Source organism: Mesorhizobium sp. B2-4-6 (assembly GCF_006442775.1).
Classification (GTDB): domain Bacteria; phylum Pseudomonadota; class Alphaproteobacteria; order Rhizobiales; family Rhizobiaceae; genus Mesorhizobium.
In genome coordinates, this window is record NZ_VFVI01000010.1 from 1 (window position 1) to 15,219 (window position 15,219).

The following is a 15,219-nucleotide window of genomic DNA, read 5'->3' on the forward strand; positions in this document are numbered from 1 at the left end:
TAGTGCGATCGATCGCCATTCCACAGGATGACCGCGGTGACGGGGCGGTCCAGCCCCGGCAATTCGGCCCGAACGCCCGACAAGGCGATCAGATCGCGGCGTCCCGCGGACAAGGCCGCCATCTCGGCCTCCATCCCGACCAGGAGCGTGCACAGGCAGCAGTCCGCTCCAAGGGCGGGGAGCCACTCGACCAGGCGCCCAACTTTTTCCTGAACTGTCCTGTCGGCCCGCAAAACAGCAAGCCCGATGACTTCCGCTTGCGCGGCCGGCAGTAATTCTGTGCCGATATCGATCATTCGTTCTCGCAAAAACAGCCGCAGGCGCGGCAGTCCACTTTGACGTAAGCCCGAACCGGCCGCAAACGAATATGACTTTCGTCATCATCGCCCCTGACTTTCGGCAGATGTCACGTCCCGGCCAAGGAGGCTAGATCGAAGGTCGTCGACATCGGCAACCTGTCGACGTGGTTTGAAACGATGATCTTCGTCCGGTTCGCCGGCACGATGAGCTCAGACCAAGGGAGCTGGGGTTGCCACGATTTCAGCACTGGGAAAAGGAACCGTGGACGTGGAGACGGTTTCGGCAGTTGCCGATCAGCTTTCAGATATTGGCGCTTCTGTCCGTAGCCGCGATCCTGTCGATCTCATTTCTGATCTTCGTGCTTCTGATTTTCAGGTAATCCAGGCTCCGTCTCGAGCCGCGCAGCAAGCCAAACCCGAACGCTGGTCGCCGCCATGAAGCTAAACGTCCAATTCATCAAGCACCCAGGCTCGAAAGAGCGCATGGTCGTGCTGCCGGAATCCCAGTTCCGCATACTCAAGCGGACGGCGATGGCGGGTGTGAGCGAGCTTCACGAGCCTGCCTCCAACAGTCCCTTGCCCAAGCGCGTCCTCGACAAGATCGCCGCCGGCGAGAACCCGGTTCGCGCCGTCAGGGTCCTGCGCGGCCTGAGCGGAAGGCAGCTTGCCGCCCAAGCCGGGATAACCCCGAGCATGCTGTCGCAGATAGAGCGCTCCGGAAAGACGGCCTCCACCAAGACTCTCAAGGCAATCGCGCACATCTTGGAAGTACCCCTGGGTGCCATTTCGCCTCATCTGTCCGCCGGAATCGGAGGTGTTCCGGCCGATGCCGGCAGGACCGTGGCGTGGATCCTGACCTGAGGATCGAGGCGCCTACGGCGGCACATGACTTCTGTCACCGTCGGTCATGACCTTCGTCGGATGGCTCCGCTTTCGTGAGCCACGATAGGACGTGGTCCGAGCCGACTGTCGATGGCGCGTGCAACAGGCCTTCGCGCGCTTCGACACCGGCAAGTAAAGCGTGGATTGAGTCAGATGAATGCAACGGACAGCCGCTCCTTGCGGCCGCTGGCGGGGTTCTCGGGGTGGATTGCCATGCATCCGGTGGCGACTGCCGCCCTGATCGCATCCGGTTGCTGCCTGGTCCTCGTTGTCGTCGGCTTGGTATCAGGCCTCGTACTCCCTTCAACCGTGCATGAACCGGGTTTGCTTGTCGTGAACACCACCGACAAAGGCCCGCGGATCGTTCCCCGATCGGGGATCGACTTCGCCTGCAAGGGGCAGAACTGGGGTCATGAATCCAGTGAGTGCCTGGCCGCCATCCGAATCCAAACCGGACAGCGGCGATCAATCCGCATCATCGCCGACGGCGGCAACGGCTCGCAAGCGCAGTGAAGGCCCGGCGGCGCTTCTGGCGTAACGTCCCGGATTGAATTAGCATCCCCTCATCAGTGCTCCGGCCGCGATCCAACAAGATGCGAAATGCGGAGCGATGAGAACCGGGCGGCGGTCGCGTACCCAGGGCCGAGCGCGGCCAGACACTGGGAACCCTGCCGGCCGGCAAGGCGCAAACGCAGGCGGGAGGAGCCAATGCGGAAGCTGCAGTCGCAAGGCGTTCACCACATCACGCTGGTCGGTGCCGGGCGCCAGACCTCGATCGACTTCTGGGAGGGCGTGCTCGGCATGCCGTTCATCTTCGAGCAGCCCAATCTCGACAAGGCGAGCGAAAGCCATCTCTACTTCGATCCCGGCGACGGGCGGCTGATCACCGTCTTCACCGACGAGACCCGGGTTCCGGTCAGGCGGCGGATACCGACCGATATCGGCTGCGTCCACCACATCGCGTTCTCGGTATCGCGGGTCACCTTCCTGCAGGCGGTCGCGCGGCTCGACGAGCGCGAGATCAAGCACAGCGGCGTCAAGGATCGCGGCTTCATGGATTCGATCTATTTCGAGGATCCGCTGGGACTGTTGGTCGAGCTTGCTTCCTACCGCTTCGAACCGCCGGCCGGCTTCACCCATGCCGACGTGCTGATGGAGGCGCACAAGATCCGCGTGGCGCGCGGCGACTACAACATCGCCGAACTGCATCTGGCCGACGCCATCCAGGCGCTGGTCGAGCGGTCACGCGAAACCCTGTCGGAAAACAGGGCGGCTAAAAATCCTTATTAACCGGGTCAGAGGGAGGACCGACATGGCAAAAGCTGCAGCGAAGAGTGCAAAGAAACCCGCGGCCAAGGCGGCGCCGAAAGCGGCGGCCAGATCGGCCGCCATAGCTTCGGCCAAGGGCGCGTCAAAGCCGGCGGCAAAAGCCGCGCCCAAGGCGAAGCCGGCCAAGAAGCCCGGCGTGAAACTCAGCATGCTGAGGCCGAGCGTCAACAACATGACGGTGCGGGTGTTCGCGCGCGCGGCCGGGCTCGATCCGACCGAGACCGATACCTGGGGCCATACGCGTTCGCCCGAGTTCCTGGCGCGCAATCCGGCGCATCTGACGCCGATGATCGAGGACAAGGGCCTGCCGCGCGGCGTGCTGTGGGAAAGCTGCGCCATCATGCAGTATCTCGCCAACAAGCACGGGCTGGATAAGTTCTATCCGAAGGCGCCGGCCAAGCGAGCGATGATCGACAGCGCCATGTTCTATCTGGTCGGCACGCTTTATCCGTATGTCGCGCGCGCGACGTATCCAGCCCTCGGCTTCCCGCAATATGCCGGCGAGGTCGGCCACAGCGACGCCCATCCCGACAAGAAATCGGAAGCGCAGAAGGCGGCGATGGTTGCGATCGCCGAGCCGCTCGAGGTGTTTCATTCCTTCTTCCGCGACGGCAAACCGTTCATCGGCGGCAACAACCCGTCAATCGCCGATATAAGGCTGGCGGCAACGCTCGAATTCCTGGCGGTCGTCGACTACGCGCTGCCCAAATGGGCGAAGGAATATATGGCGGCGCTGGAGAAGAAGCTCGGCAAGGCCTATGCCGAACCCGCCGGCGACGTGCGCGGCTACATCGCGCATGTGAAATCGCAGGCCGGGGCGTAGCAGTCCCTCGTGTTAAGGATTCGTTTACCTAAGGCCTGTCTACTGGTCGCAGTCCTCGCCGCGACCACGGATGTACTGGCGCCATGACGAGGCAAGGGAAAGGTCGGCTCCGTGCCGGCCTTTTGCTTTTTCGCGGCCACGGCGCCGCGATCACGACAGTATGATTGCGGCGCCGGCGGGCGGGCTGAAATCCTATTGTCATCCCCGTCATGGGTCTTACGATGCCGCCAGGCGGTTGAGCGATGGCAACGAGGAACCCGCGATGAACATGGCAAGATCCTTGATGATGGCGGGCGCGCTGTCGATTGCGCCGTTTCCATCGGCCGCCGCGTCACTCAGCAGCATGAACGAGGTCGGCGCCGCCTTGCTCGCCTGCTGGACACCGCCTGCCAATTCCGACAATTCCTCGGTCACGCTCAGCTTCAGCTTCAAGCGCGACGGCACGCTGATCGGACCGCCGAGGACGACCGCCATCCATGTCAGCGGCGACGACAAGACGCGCAAGGCCTATGTCGATGCGGCGACCAAGGCCCTGAACGATTGCCTGCCGCTCAGCTTTTCGCCGTCGCTAGCGCAAGGCGTTGCCGGAAACGTCTTCACGCTGCAGTTCAACTCGCCGAAAACCTAAGCGGCAGGCTTGACCGTTTGTCGGTTTGTTCTCCACGCATCCGGGACGGAAGGCGGCGGCGAAGACGCCGAGCCTAGCCACTCACACTTTTCTTGGAAGTCCTAAGGCGCCGAGCCCGCCTTGCCGCACGCAGGTCAACCGCGTGCGCGCCTGACCTGGGCGTGTTTTTCCAATTCCGGCATCTCGAAGACGTAATCGCTCCAGGCGGAGTCCGGGATCTGCCCGGCCAGGTAGCAATCCAGCAGAAGGCTTTGTTCGGGGGTAAGGGGTCTCGGCGCCTGCTCATGATCCAGCCCAAGCGAATGGATCAGGTTCCTGGTCAAGCCAGAGACGGTGAAGTGAATGGACATCTTCAGTCTCCTCCGCGCTGCGCGGCTCACATCAACGTCAACAACGTCCGTCGCCGGTCAAAGGTTTCATCAGCGATCCGTGATCGCGCCGGGGGCCCTGGCCATCGCCGGCTTGGAAATGGTTTTTCGGCTCCTGTCTCAACCTTGAAGTGAAAGCGTAATATTCGTCGAGTTCAAGGCCTGCGACCTCAAGCACCACTCGCAGCGGGAGGCCGAGCTCCGGGCACGCACGGTGACGCCGCGCAACATGGAAAACGCCATCATTCCCCTGCCGACGACAAGGCCGGACCTAGGGCCGGAGCTGGGGCCGGACCGGGGCACGGTCCCGGACGTTGCATCGAGCAGCGCTCACGGCGCGGGAGCGGATGCGACCAGCTCGATCGCGCAGCCCGAGGCGCTTGTCCCGGCAGATGCAAAGCCGGTGCGCGTGGTCGGGCCGGCCTTCTTCCCCGCGAATTGATCGGGCCATCGCCCCTGCCTTGCGGCAGGGCCGCCTGGCTGTTTTGACCAGGCAACATTATTCGCAGACGACCCGGTAGCGCTTGCCGTTTTCGCCGACATTCCTGCAGGCGAGAGGTCTCTGCTCGCCGGAAGACTCGTCCGGCAGGCCCTGGTTCAGGGATGGCGCCATCGAAGCGCGCCTGGGATAGCGGCGGACAGCTGGGCCGGGCGGCGCGCCCGGCGGCGGCGGAAAGACGTCCGATGCGATCTGCCGCGCCCCGGTCGTTCCCGGCGGCGCCTTGTCCCACACACGCCTGACATCCATCCGGCTTGGAACGACCACCGTGCCGTCGTCGCTGCGCACGCAGCCGCCCGCTGCAAGCAGCGCCGGGCACAGGACGAAAGCCGCGATTCGACCAAACATTAGCAACACCTCAGGCACCTTATAATGCGTCGTTGCCTCGATCGCCAATGGGCGGATTACCGCAGCCGGCGCCTCGACCGGAAACTGGTTCAATGGCACCGGGCGGCAGGCGGTTGCAATCATTATGGTTAGCGGATCGTTAATGCTTGTCGGGCACATTCCGCCGACAGACCGGCACGGTTCGGCCTTGGGGGTAGGAATGGCGGATAGGGACAGGACTGCCGAGGCGGAGAGCGCGCGGAATTTCAACAAGGCGGACATGCGCGGCAACGGCGGCTTTCTCGGTGATGTCCACGATATGGCCGGGACTTCGGAGGCGCTTGCCAATCTCAGGCTGATGGTCGATTCGATGCCGATCGGCGTCATCGTTCTCGATGCCGAATTGCGGGCGGAGGTGGTCAACCGGGCATTCTACGATTTCTGGAAGATCGATCCGCGGCGGGCTCCGGCCGGCAGTCGCTTTCGCGACCTCATGGAGGCCAGCCGTGACGTCGATCCGTTCGGCGGCGAAGAACAGGCCTGGCAAAGCCATGTGGCCGAACGGGAGGCCGAAATCCGCGCCGGAGCCGCGGGATCCAGGCAGTTGCCGCGCAAGGGCGGCCGCACACTGATCGCCTCGCTGGCGCCGCTTCCCGGAGGCAAGCGGCTGATCTCCTATGTCGACATCACCGACATGAAACAGCGCGAGACCGAGGCGGAGGATGCGCGCAAGAACCTCGCCACCGTGCTGGAGTCGCTGCCGGCGGGGGTCATCATCTACGATCGCGACGACCGCTTCGTCTTCGCCAACCGCAAGCTGCAGGATACGCTGCCGGCGCTGAAGCCGGCCTGGCAGCCTGGCCGCACTTTCCGCGAGGCGCTGGCGCTCGGCCACTCCGTCGGCTACTTCCGCTCGAGCGGCGATCCCGGCATCGACGGTCTGTATGGCGTCGACACCGAGCGCTGGCTCGACGCCATGCTCAAGCGGTATCGTCTGCCAAGCTCCGCCTACGAACGCCTCAACGCCGACGGGCGCTGGTACCAGGTCTATGACATGCGCACCGACGACGGCACATTCATCGGCGTGCGCGTCGATATCACGGACATCAAGGCGCGCGAGAAGGCGTTGCGCGACTCCATGCGCCAGATCGACCTTTACAGGCACGTGATGGACGAGCTGCCCGTGGCCGCCTTCATCAAGGCCGACGATCTCAGCATAGAATTCGTCAACAAGGCCTGGTGCGCGCTAACCGGTCTGCCCAAGGACGAGGTGCTCGGCAAGACCGATCGCGAGCTTTTCGCGACGGAAGAGGCGGACGGTTTCAGCAATGACGACACCGACGTCGTGGCGACCGGCTCGGGGCGCGAGATCGAGGAGGCCGTCACCCACCGCGACGGCACGGTGCGGCAGCTGATGACGCGCAAAAGCCGGCTGGTGGCGATCGACGGCTCCGTGCATCTGGTCGGCTCCAGCACCGACATCACCGACGTCAAGGCGCGCGAGCAGGCGCTCCGGCAGAGCATGAGCGAGAACGAGGTGTTCCGCAGCCTTATCGACAACGTGCCGGTGTCGATCTACGCCAAGCGCTCGGACCTCAGGCAGTTCTACGTCAACAAGGGCTGGTGCGATCTCACCGGCTTCAGCAAGGAAGAAGCCGTCGGCAAGACCGATGTCGAGATTTTCGGCGCGGACGGCGAAGCCTTCGTCGCCAGCGACCTGGCCGTGCTGCGCACCGGCGAGACGCAGGAGATCGAAGAGACGGTGACGATGCCCGACGGCAGCGTCAGGCACCAGTTCGCCCGCAAGAGCGCGATGATCGCCTCGGACGGCTCGCTCTATCTGATCGGCTCCACCACCGACATCACCGAGCTCAAGCAGCGCGAGACCGAGCTCAGCGAGGCGCGCCGGCGCGCCGTGCTCGCCGACCGCGCCAAGTCGGAATTCCTCGCCAATATGAGCCACGAGATCCGCACGCCGATGAACGGGGTTCTTGGAATGGCAGAGCTGCTGGCAAAGTCGGACCTCGATCCGAAGCAGAAGACGTTCACCGACATCATCGTCAAATCCGGCAACGCGCTGCTCACCATCATCAACGACATCCTCGACTTCTCCAAGATCGATGCCGGCCAGATGGTGCTCGACCCGGCGCCCTTTAATCTCGCCGAGGCGATCGAGGACGTGGCGACGCTGGTGTCGGCGCGCGCCAAGGAGAAGGACCTTGAGCTCATCGTCCGTGTCCAGCCGGGGCTCGACGGCCAGTTCGTCGGCGATGTCGGCCGGGTCAGGCAGATCGTCACCAACCTGCTCGGCAACGCGGTGAAGTTCACCGACGAGGGCCATGTCCTGGTCGACGTGACGGGCGATAGGGTCCCCGCGGGCACGAAGCTCACCATTTCTGTGACGGATACCGGTATCGGCATTCCGGAAGACAAGCTGAAGCTGGTGTTCGAGAAATTCAGCCAGGTCGACACCTCCTCGACCAGGCGGCACGAGGGCACCGGGCTTGGCCTTGCCATCACCTCGCGGCTGGTCGAGATGATGGGCGGCGAGATCGGCGTCGACAGCGCCGAAGGCAAGGGCTCGACGTTCTGGTTCACCGTCACGCTGCCCAGGGCCGAGCAGGGCGGGCAGCGCATCATGCCGATCGACGTCACCGGCGCGCGCGTGCTCATCGTCGACGACAACGCCGTCAACCGCTCGATCCTGAGCGAACAGATGACGTCGTGGACGTTCGATTCCTGCGCGGCCGAAAGCGGCACCGAGGGGTTGAAGGTGCTGATTGCCGCCGCGGCCTATGGCGTGCCCGTCGATTGCGTGGTGCTCGACTATCAGATGCCCGGCATGACCGGCGCCGAGATGGCGCGCATCGTGCGCAACACAGCGGGCCTGGCGCATACGCCCATCATCATGCTGACCTCGGTCGACCAGTCGCTCGCCAACACGGCCTATCGCGATCTCGGCATCGACGCGCAGCTGATCAAGCCGGCGCGCTCCTCCATCCTCCTGGAAACGCTGGTCGCGACCATACAGCGCCATCGCCACAGCAGCACGGCCGCGCAGCCGCAACCCGCCATTGGCGCCGGCAGCCCCCCGCGAGCCGCGCCGGCGCAGACGGCGGCATCGGACCGCGCCATGCTGCAGCCGCCGCCGGCGCGGGCGCGTCCACGCCCTGCCGATGCGGAGCGCGGGCTCGACATCCTCGTCGCCGAGGACAATGAGGTGAACCAACTGGTGTTCACCCAGATCCTCGGCGAGACCGGTTACCGCTTCGAGATCGTCGGTAACGGCCGCAAGGCGCTAGACGCCTTCGGCAGGCTCGATCCGCGCATGATCCTGATGGACGTGTCGATGCCCGAAATGAACGGGCTGGAGGCGACGGGCGCCATCCGCAGACTCGAGGAAAACATGGGCACGCATGTGCCGATCGTCGGCGTCACCGCGCATGCGCTGAAGGGCGATCACGAACGCTGCCTGGAGGCCGGCATGGACGATTACCTGCCGAAGCCGATCAGTCCGCGGGCGTTGCTCGAAAAGCTCGAGCGATGGCTGGGCTCGGACGTCGAGACCCGGCGCAACGCAGGTTATAGCAATATCGGGAAAGTCTGAAACGCTCAGGCTCGGCGCCTTCGCCGTAGCCGTCAGTCCCGGAATTGCGCGAAATCAAGAGGCAAGGGCGGATTTTTAGCCGGCAGGCGGGCGCAAGGCGTTGACGCATGCGTATGGTGCGATCGCACCATACCAAAGCAAACGCCAAGCTCGGACAATCATGACATTGATTCCGCTCTTCGGTTACGGGCGGGAGCAGCGACCGCCAACAAGAAACAGCGTCGACTCTACCCCAACGGACCTGTTTTCGGCGATGGCCAGGCCATGATCCGCTCTGGCATTCAGGCAACGCACTCTCGTCCGGATTTTATTTCCCGGCGGCCGTCATCCGGCCGCCGGGATAAATTTTGTTTCAAAAGTCAGACAAGTTACTGATTCCCGCGGCAAACTCCGGCCGGTCCATCGAGGCCGCCGCGGACCCTTCCGAGCATTCCCGTTCAGGCGTTACCGGGCTGACACGAAACTGTCATGCGACTGTAATAATCGAAGGCTATTGCCCTCACCGGGCGCCGATAGAACGGGTGCCGAAAGACCATCTTCCGAACAGGAGCAGGCCACATGAGACATTTCATCCGCTCGGCGGCCGTTGCGATTGCAATGGCTGCGGCATCAACCCTTAGCATCTCCGCCGCGATGGCAGCCGATATCTCCGGCGCCGGCGCCACTTTCCCCTATCCGATCTATGCGAAGTGGGCCGACGCCTACAAGAAAGAGACCGGCATCGGTCTCAACTACCAGTCGATCGGCTCCGGCGGCGGCATCAAGCAGATCAAGGCCAAGACCGTGACCTTCGGCGCTTCCGACGCGCCGCTGAAGGGCGAGGATCTGGACTCCACCGGGCTCGCGCAGTTCCCGATGGTGATGGGCGGCATCGTTCCGGTCGTCAATCTCGAAGGCATCAAGCCGGGCGAACTGGTGCTCGACGGTCCGACGCTGGCCGACATCTTCGCCGGCAAGATCACCAACTGGAACGACGAAGCGATCAAGAAGCTCAACCCCGACGCCAAGCTGCCCGACCAGGCGATCGCCGTCGTCCACCGTTCGGACGGCTCGGGCACCACGTTCAACTTCAGCTACTACCTGGCTGACGTCAGCGCCGACTGGAAGTCGAAGGTCGGCGTCAACACCGCGCTCGAATGGCCGGTGGGCATCGGCGCCAAGGGCAATGAAGGCGTCGCCAACAACGTCTCGCAGACCGGCGGCGCGATCGGTTATGTCGAATACGCCTATGCCAAGCAGAACAAGCTGACCTACACCGACCTGATCAACAAGGACGGCAAGAAGGTCGAGCCGACCGCCGCCGCGTTCTCGGCCGCCGCGGCTAATGCCGACTGGAGCTCGCAGCCGGGCTACGGCGTCATCCTGGCCAACCAGGCCGGCGCTGAATCCTGGCCGATGACCTCCGCCACCTGGATCCTTGTCTACAAGAAGCCCGACGACACTGCGGCCACGGCCGAAGCGCTCAAGTTCTTCGCCTGGTCCTATGCCAAGGGCGACGAACTGGCCGCGGGCCTGGACTACGTTCCGATGCCCGACGCGGTCGTGAAGAGCGTCGAGGAAATGTGGGGCAAGGACGTCGTCGACAAGGACGGCAAGCCGCTCTACTCCGGCATGTAATTCCTGTGGAATAAGGAGGGCGTCTCCGGCGCCCTCCTGTCTCTTTCGAAATGCGAGGGGCTAAATGACAGCCGTTTCCGACGCCGCGACATCGTCCGCCCTGCGGACCAGAGAAGCGACAGTGCGCCGCTTCGCCTTCACCGACATGGCATTCCGGACGGCCACGCGCCTTTCCGCCATCCTCGTGCTGGTTCTGCTCGGCGGGGTGGCGATCTCGCTGGTCAGCGGCTCGTGGGAGGCGCTGTCGAAGTTCGGCTTCTCCTTCCTGACCACCGAATCCTGGAACCCGGTCACCGAGAATTTCGGCGCCCTGGCGCCCATCTACGGCACCATCGTCACCTCGGCCATCGCCATTCTAATCGCTGTGCCGATCGGCATCGGCATCGCCGTCTTCTTGACCGAGCTCTGCCCGCGTCCGCTCAGGCGCCCGATCGCCATCGCGGTCGAGCTGCTCGCAGGCATCCCCTCGATCATCTACGGCATCTGGGGCCTGTTCGTGTTCGCGCCGTTCCTGCAGACGACGATCCAGCCCTTCGTCATCGGGCTCTTCAAAGATATCCCCGGCCTCAACAATCTGTTTGCCGGCCCGCCCTACGGTATCGGCCTGCTGACCTCGTCGCTGATCCTCGCCATCATGGTGCTGCCCTTCATCACCTCGATCACCAAGGACGTGTTCGACACGGTGCCGGCGGTGCTGAAGGAATCGGCATACGGCATCGGCTGCACGACCTGGGAAGTGACCCGGCGCGTGACCATCCCCTATACCCGCGTCGGCATCATGGGCGGCGTCATGCTTGGCCTCGGCCGCGCGCTCGGCGAGACGATGGCCGTTACCTTCGTCATCGGCAACGCGCACCGCATCAGCGCCTCGCTGTTTGCGCCGGGCACGACGATCTCGGCGACCATCGCCAACGAATTCACCGAAGCCGACGGCGATCTCTATACATCCTCGCTGGTATCGCTCGGCCTGATCCTGTTCATCATCACCTTCATCATCCTCGCGCTCGCACGTTACATGCTGATGCGCATCGACGCCCGCACGGGAGCCTGACCGATGTCGACGTCGCTTGCACTTCATAGCAGCCGCAAGAGAAAGAACAGCGTGATGATGATGCTGTGCGTCGTCGCCGCAGGCATCGGCCTTGCCTGGCTGGCGCTGATCCTCGGCGCACTGCTCTACAAGGGCCTATCCGGCCTCTCGCTGGCGGTGTTCACCGAAATGACGCCGCCGCCAGGCGATGCCGGCGGCCTGCTCAACGCCATCTACGGCAGCATCGTGATGACCGTCATCGGCGTCATCGTCGGCACGCCGATCGGTGTCCTGGCCGGAACCTACATGGCCGAATACGGCCGCTTCTCGCGCCTGACCACGATCGTGCGCTTCATCAACGACATCCTCTTGTCGGCGCCGTCGATCATCATCGGCCTGTTCGTCTATGAGCTGATGGTGCGGCCGATGGGGCACTTCTCGGCCATCGCCGGTGCCGTCGCGCTGTCGATCCTGGTGATCCCGGTGGTGGTGCGCACCACCGAGGACATGCTGAACCTCGTGCCCAACGCGCTGCGCGAAGCAGGCGCCGCCATCGGCGCGCCGCGCTGGGTGGTGATCCGCTCGGTCGCCTATCGCGCCGCTCTGTCCGGCATCGTTACCGGCATATTGCTGGCGATCGCCCGCATCTCCGGCGAGACGGCGCCGCTGCTCTTCACCGCGCTCAACAACCAGTTCTGGTCGAGCAATCTCAACGCGCCGATGGCCAGCTTGCCGGTGACCATCTTCCAGTTCGCCCTCAGCCCCTATGAGGAATGGCAGCAACTGGCGTGGACCGGCGCACTCATAATCACCCTGACGGTTCTCGGGCTGAGCATCTTCGCGCGCAGCCTCACCGGACGCAGAGAGGACAGATGAAACCGATGTTGTCCACCGATTTGAACGTAGCCGACACGACCGTCGAGAAGTCGAAGATCGAGGTCAAGAACCTCAATTTCTACTATGGCCAGTCGAAGGCGCTGAAGGACATCAACCTGTCCCTGCCCGAGCGCAGCGTGACAGCCTTCATCGGCCCGTCGGGCTGCGGGAAGTCGACGCTGCTGCGCGTGCTCAACCGCATCTACGAGCTCTATCCGAAGCAGACCGCCGAGGGCCAGGTGCTGCTCGACGGCAAGAACATCCTCGACCGCTCGCAGGACCTCAACCTGCTGCGCACCAAGATCGGCATGGTGTTCCAGAAGCCGACGCCATTCCCGATGTCTATCTACGAGAACATCGCCTTCGGCGTCAGGCTCTATGAGAAGATCAGCAAGGCCGAGATGGATAGCCGCGTCGAGTCGGCGCTGAAGCGCGCCGCGCTGTGGACCGAGGTCAAGGACAAGCTCAACGCCAGCGGCCTCAGCCTCTCGGGCGGCCAGCAGCAGCGCCTGTGCATCGCCCGTACCGTGGCGGTGAAGCCCGAGGTCATCCTGCTCGACGAGCCGGCCTCGGCGCTCGATCCGCTGTCGACCGCCAAGATCGAGGAACTGATCGACGAGTTGCAGGCCGACTACACGATCGTCATCGTCACCCACAACATGCAGCAGGCGGCGCGCGTGTCGCGGCAGACGGCGTTCATGTATCTGGGCGAGCTGGTGGAGTTCGACCGGACCGAGAAGATCTTCACCTCGCCCCGCGAGAAGCGCACGCAGGACTACATTACCGGCCGCTTCGGCTGAGTTCATACGAGGACATCATCATGGCCGAACATACCGTCGCCTCCTTCGACGAGGATCTGAGGCAGATCAGCCGGCTCATCAACGACATGGGCGATCTCGCCAGCTCGATGGTCGGCGGCGCGACCAAGGCGCTGCTCGAGACCGACAATGCGCTGGCGCAGCGCGTCGTCTCCGACGACGCCATCATGGACGCTCGTCAGCGCGAGCTCGACGACCGCGCCATCACGCTGATCGCCAAGCGGCAGCCGATGGCGGACGACCTGCGCAACGTGGTCGGCTCGATCCGTATGGCGGGCGACCTCGAACGCATCGGCGATCTCGCCAAGAACATCGCCAAGCGCGTCGGCTCGGTCGGCGTCAGCGCCGCGCCGCGCGACCTCACGCATTCGATCGATTCCATGGCGCAGATGGTGCTGATCCAGGTCCAGGCCGTGATCCAGGAATATATGGTGGGCGATGCCACGGCGCTGGCCAAGCTTCGCAACGACGACGAGCGCATCGACGTCAAATACACCTCCGTCTTCCGTGAGCTGTTGACCTACATGATGGAAGACCCGCGCAACATCACCGCTTGCACGCATCTTCTGTTCTGCGCCAAGAATCTCGAGCGCATCGGCGACCATGTGACCAACATCGCCGAGAACGCCTATTATGTGCTGACCGGCACGCAATTGCCCGCCAATCGTCCGAAGCAGGACGAGACCGCAATGTCGGCGCCGGCGGCCTGACGAAAAGGTTACCCCAATGATCGCGCCACGCATCATGGTGGTGGAGGACGAGGAGCCGCTGGGGGTGCTGCTCCGCTACAATCTCGAATCCGAGGGTTACCAGGTCGAAGTGGTGACCCGCGGCGACGAGGCCGAAATCCGCCTTCAGGAAAACGTTCCCGACATGCTCGTGCTCGACTGGATGGTGCCGGCGGTTTCCGGCATCGAGCTTTGCCGGCGTCTCAGGATGCGGCCCGAGACCGAGCGGCTGCCGATCATCATGCTGACGGCCCGCGGCGAGGAAAGCGACCGCGTGCGCGGCCTCTCGACCGGCGCCGACGACTATCTGGTCAAGCCGTTCTCGACGCCGGAGTTCATGGCGCGCGTCAAGGCGCTGCTGCGCCGCGCCAAGCCGGAGGTGCTGTCCAGCGTGCTCAAGGTCGGCGACATCGTGCTCGACCGCGAATCGCACCGCGTCTACCGCAAGAAGAGCGAGATCAGGCTCGGCCCGACCGAGTTCCGCCTGCTCGAATTCATGATGCGCCATCCCGGCCGCGTGTTCTCGCGCAGCCAGCTGCTCGACAATGTCTGGGGCGAGACGATCTATATCGACGAGCGCACCGTGGACGTCCATGTCGGGCGCCTGCGCAAGGCGGTCAACAACGGCCGCATGCCGGACGTCATCCGCACCATCCGCGGGGCGGGGTACGCGATCAGGGAGGATTAGAGCGGTTCACCGTTCGGTGGGAACCGCCCTCTGCCCCGCCGCCGCTTCACATGAAATCGGGCTTGTCACCATCCGTGCCCGGCTTGTCGACGCCGAGATTTTCGCCGACATGCCGATCCGGCGCTCGGACAATCCGAGCAACCAGATCGGCCACGCTGACGCGCGATACCGACGTGCCCTTGAATGGCTCGTTGCGCGCGGTCGTTTCATAGTCGATGACCGCCTCGTCCATCAGCCATGCGGGCCGCAGGATCGTGTATTCCAGACCGGAGGCCTCGATGGCGTCTCCGGCGCGCCGGAAGGGTTTCAGGTCCTCGCCGATCATGGCGGCGTTCCATTCGCCGAACTTGCCGGACACTTCGTCATAGATGCCGAGCGCCAGAATGAAGATCAGTCGCCTGATGCCGGCCTTCTTCATGGCGGCAATCACGGCCCGAGCCTGCCTGTCGAGGTCCGCGCCGGTCAGATTGGCGTAGACGATATCCTGTCCCTGCATCGCTTCGTCGAGCCTTGCGGCGTCCAGAACGTCGCCTTGGACAACGTTCTGATTTGGCCCGGCAAGGCCGGCAAGGCGCGCCGTGTTGCGGGCAAACAGGGTCAGATGAAGGTCACCGTCGCCCGCCAGCATGTCGATGACGTGGCGGGCAATCTGGCCACCCGCGCCGAGAATGAGAACCTTGATCATATGACCTCGCTTGTT

17 protein-coding genes are annotated in these 15,219 nt (G+C 63.9%); 13 read left to right on the forward strand and 4 right to left on the reverse strand.

What is annotated here, in order from left to right; all coding sequences use genetic code 11:
* A partial coding sequence (locus tag FJ957_RS22500) for a hypothetical protein (RefSeq protein ID WP_140835042.1) occupies positions 1 to 296 on the reverse strand: 296 nt, incomplete at its 3' end.
* 265 nt (positions 297 to 561) lie between these two features.
* Here FJ957_RS22500 and FJ957_RS31895 point away from each other — a divergent pair.
* The 6 genes from FJ957_RS31895 to FJ957_RS22525 all read left to right on the forward strand — a co-directional run bounded on the left by FJ957_RS31895 (position 562) and on the right by FJ957_RS22525 (position 3,961).
* Positions 562 to 738: a hypothetical protein gene (locus FJ957_RS31895; RefSeq protein ID WP_181180674.1), complete on the forward strand. Its 177-nt coding sequence runs from the start codon at positions 562 to 564 to the stop codon at positions 736 to 738.
* Positions 739 to 782: 44 nt separating this feature from the next.
* A complete protein-coding gene (locus tag FJ957_RS22505; RefSeq protein WP_181177698.1) occupies positions 783 to 1,160 on the forward strand; it encodes a helix-turn-helix transcriptional regulator in 378 nt (125 codons plus the stop codon).
* A 174-nt stretch (positions 1,161 to 1,334) separates the two neighbouring features.
* Positions 1,335 to 1,694 (forward strand): hypothetical protein, encoded by a 360-nt coding sequence (locus tag FJ957_RS22510; RefSeq protein WP_140835044.1) that lies wholly within the window; start codon positions 1,335 to 1,337, stop codon positions 1,692 to 1,694.
* Positions 1,695 to 1,889: 195 nt separating this feature from the next.
* On the forward strand, positions 1,890 to 2,471 hold the full coding sequence (locus FJ957_RS22515; RefSeq protein WP_140835045.1) for a VOC family protein: 582 nt from the start codon (positions 1,890 to 1,892) through the stop codon (positions 2,469 to 2,471).
* 22 nt (positions 2,472 to 2,493) lie between these two features.
* Entirely contained in the window at positions 2,494 to 3,333 is an 840-nt protein-coding gene (locus tag FJ957_RS22520) for a glutathione S-transferase family protein (protein ID WP_140835046.1), read from the forward strand.
* A gap of 268 nt (positions 3,334 to 3,601) precedes the next feature.
* Entirely contained in the window at positions 3,602 to 3,961 is a 360-nt protein-coding gene (locus tag FJ957_RS22525; protein WP_181175324.1) for a hypothetical protein, read from the forward strand.
* Positions 3,962 to 4,095: 134 nt separating this feature from the next.
* On the opposite strand, the gene FJ957_RS22530 is transcribed toward FJ957_RS22525, so the two are convergent.
* Both FJ957_RS22530 and FJ957_RS22535 read right to left on the reverse strand, forming a co-directional pair.
* The gene (locus tag FJ957_RS22530; protein ID WP_140835047.1) at positions 4,096 to 4,311 is read right to left on the reverse strand and encodes a hypothetical protein; all 216 of its coding nucleotides are present in this window, start codon (positions 4,309 to 4,311) and stop codon (positions 4,096 to 4,098) included.
* Positions 4,312 to 4,828: 517 nt separating this feature from the next.
* The gene (locus FJ957_RS22535) at positions 4,829 to 5,176 is read right to left on the reverse strand and encodes a hypothetical protein (protein WP_140835048.1); all 348 of its coding nucleotides are present in this window, start codon (positions 5,174 to 5,176) and stop codon (positions 4,829 to 4,831) included.
* 199 nt (positions 5,177 to 5,375) lie between these two features.
* On the opposite strand from FJ957_RS22535, the gene FJ957_RS22540 reads away from it, so the two are divergent.
* The 7 genes from FJ957_RS22540 to phoB all read left to right on the forward strand — a co-directional run bounded on the left by FJ957_RS22540 (position 5,376) and on the right by phoB (position 14,519).
* Positions 5,376 to 8,762 carry a response regulator gene (locus FJ957_RS22540; protein ID WP_246685933.1) on the forward strand — a complete coding sequence of 1,129 codons (3,387 nt, stop codon included), beginning with the start codon at positions 5,376 to 5,378 and terminating at the stop codon, positions 8,760 to 8,762.
* Positions 8,763 to 9,320: 558 nt separating this feature from the next.
* A complete protein-coding gene (gene pstS, locus FJ957_RS22545; protein WP_140835049.1) occupies positions 9,321 to 10,379 on the forward strand; it encodes a phosphate ABC transporter substrate-binding protein PstS in 1,059 nt (352 codons plus the stop codon).
* Between the two features lie 64 nt (positions 10,380 to 10,443).
* Positions 10,444 to 11,430 (forward strand): phosphate ABC transporter permease subunit PstC, encoded by a 987-nt coding sequence (pstC, locus tag FJ957_RS22550; protein ID WP_140835050.1) that lies wholly within the window; start codon positions 10,444 to 10,446, stop codon positions 11,428 to 11,430.
* 3 nt (positions 11,431 to 11,433) lie between these two features.
* Positions 11,434 to 12,285, forward strand: a complete 852-nt coding sequence (gene pstA / locus FJ957_RS22555) for a phosphate ABC transporter permease PstA (RefSeq protein ID WP_140835051.1) — start codon at positions 11,434 to 11,436, stop codon at positions 12,283 to 12,285.
* Positions 12,282 to 13,085 (forward strand): phosphate ABC transporter ATP-binding protein PstB, encoded by an 804-nt coding sequence (gene pstB, locus FJ957_RS22560; protein WP_140835052.1) that lies wholly within the window; start codon positions 12,282 to 12,284, stop codon positions 13,083 to 13,085. The genes pstA and pstB overlap by 4 nt, the downstream gene beginning before the upstream one ends.
* A 20-nt stretch (positions 13,086 to 13,105) precedes the next feature.
* Positions 13,106 to 13,813 (forward strand): phosphate signaling complex protein PhoU, encoded by a 708-nt coding sequence (gene phoU / locus FJ957_RS22565; protein WP_140835053.1) that lies wholly within the window; start codon positions 13,106 to 13,108, stop codon positions 13,811 to 13,813.
* A gap of 16 nt (positions 13,814 to 13,829) precedes the next feature.
* The gene (phoB, locus tag FJ957_RS22570) at positions 13,830 to 14,519 is read left to right on the forward strand and encodes a phosphate regulon transcriptional regulator PhoB (RefSeq protein WP_140835054.1); all 690 of its coding nucleotides are present in this window, start codon (positions 13,830 to 13,832) and stop codon (positions 14,517 to 14,519) included.
* Between the two features lie 46 nt (positions 14,520 to 14,565).
* Here the strand turns inward: phoB and FJ957_RS22575 are convergent, their stop codons facing one another.
* A complete protein-coding gene (locus FJ957_RS22575; protein ID WP_140835055.1) occupies positions 14,566 to 15,204 on the reverse strand; it encodes an SDR family oxidoreductase in 639 nt (212 codons plus the stop codon).
* Positions 15,205 to 15,219 lie beyond the last annotated feature (15 nt).

Bases quoted from the DNA above. Each gene is read 5' to 3' on its own strand.
- pstB (WP_140835052.1), top strand. From the start codon at position 12,282: ATGAAACCGATGTTGTCCACCGATTTGAACGTAGCCGACACGACCGTC.
- FJ957_RS22515 (WP_140835045.1), top strand. From the start codon at position 1,890: ATGCGGAAGCTGCAGTCGCAAGGCGTTCACCACATCACGCTGGTCGGT.
- FJ957_RS22510 (WP_140835044.1), top strand. From the start codon at position 1,335: ATGAATGCAACGGACAGCCGCTCCTTGCGGCCGCTGGCGGGGTTCTCG.
- FJ957_RS22525 (WP_181175324.1), top strand. From the start codon at position 3,602: ATGGCAAGATCCTTGATGATGGCGGGCGCGCTGTCGATTGCGCCGTTT.
- FJ957_RS22575 (WP_140835055.1), bottom strand. From the start codon at position 15,204: ATGATCAAGGTTCTCATTCTCGGCGCGGGTGGCCAGATTGCCCGCCAC.
- pstA (WP_140835051.1), top strand. From the start codon at position 11,434: ATGTCGACGTCGCTTGCACTTCATAGCAGCCGCAAGAGAAAGAACAGC.
- FJ957_RS22505 (WP_181177698.1), top strand. From the start codon at position 783: ATGGTCGTGCTGCCGGAATCCCAGTTCCGCATACTCAAGCGGACGGCG.
- FJ957_RS22520 (WP_140835046.1), top strand. From the start codon at position 2,494: ATGGCAAAAGCTGCAGCGAAGAGTGCAAAGAAACCCGCGGCCAAGGCG.
- FJ957_RS22540 (WP_246685933.1), top strand. From the start codon at position 5,376: ATGGCGGATAGGGACAGGACTGCCGAGGCGGAGAGCGCGCGGAATTTC.
- FJ957_RS22530 (WP_140835047.1), bottom strand. From the start codon at position 4,311: ATGTCCATTCACTTCACCGTCTCTGGCTTGACCAGGAACCTGATCCAT.
- phoU (WP_140835053.1), top strand. From the start codon at position 13,106: ATGGCCGAACATACCGTCGCCTCCTTCGACGAGGATCTGAGGCAGATC.
- pstC (WP_140835050.1), top strand. From the start codon at position 10,444: ATGACAGCCGTTTCCGACGCCGCGACATCGTCCGCCCTGCGGACCAGA.
- pstS (WP_140835049.1), top strand. From the start codon at position 9,321: ATGAGACATTTCATCCGCTCGGCGGCCGTTGCGATTGCAATGGCTGCG.
- FJ957_RS22535 (WP_140835048.1), bottom strand. From the start codon at position 5,176: ATGTTTGGTCGAATCGCGGCTTTCGTCCTGTGCCCGGCGCTGCTTGCA.
- phoB (WP_140835054.1), top strand. From the start codon at position 13,830: ATGATCGCGCCACGCATCATGGTGGTGGAGGACGAGGAGCCGCTGGGG.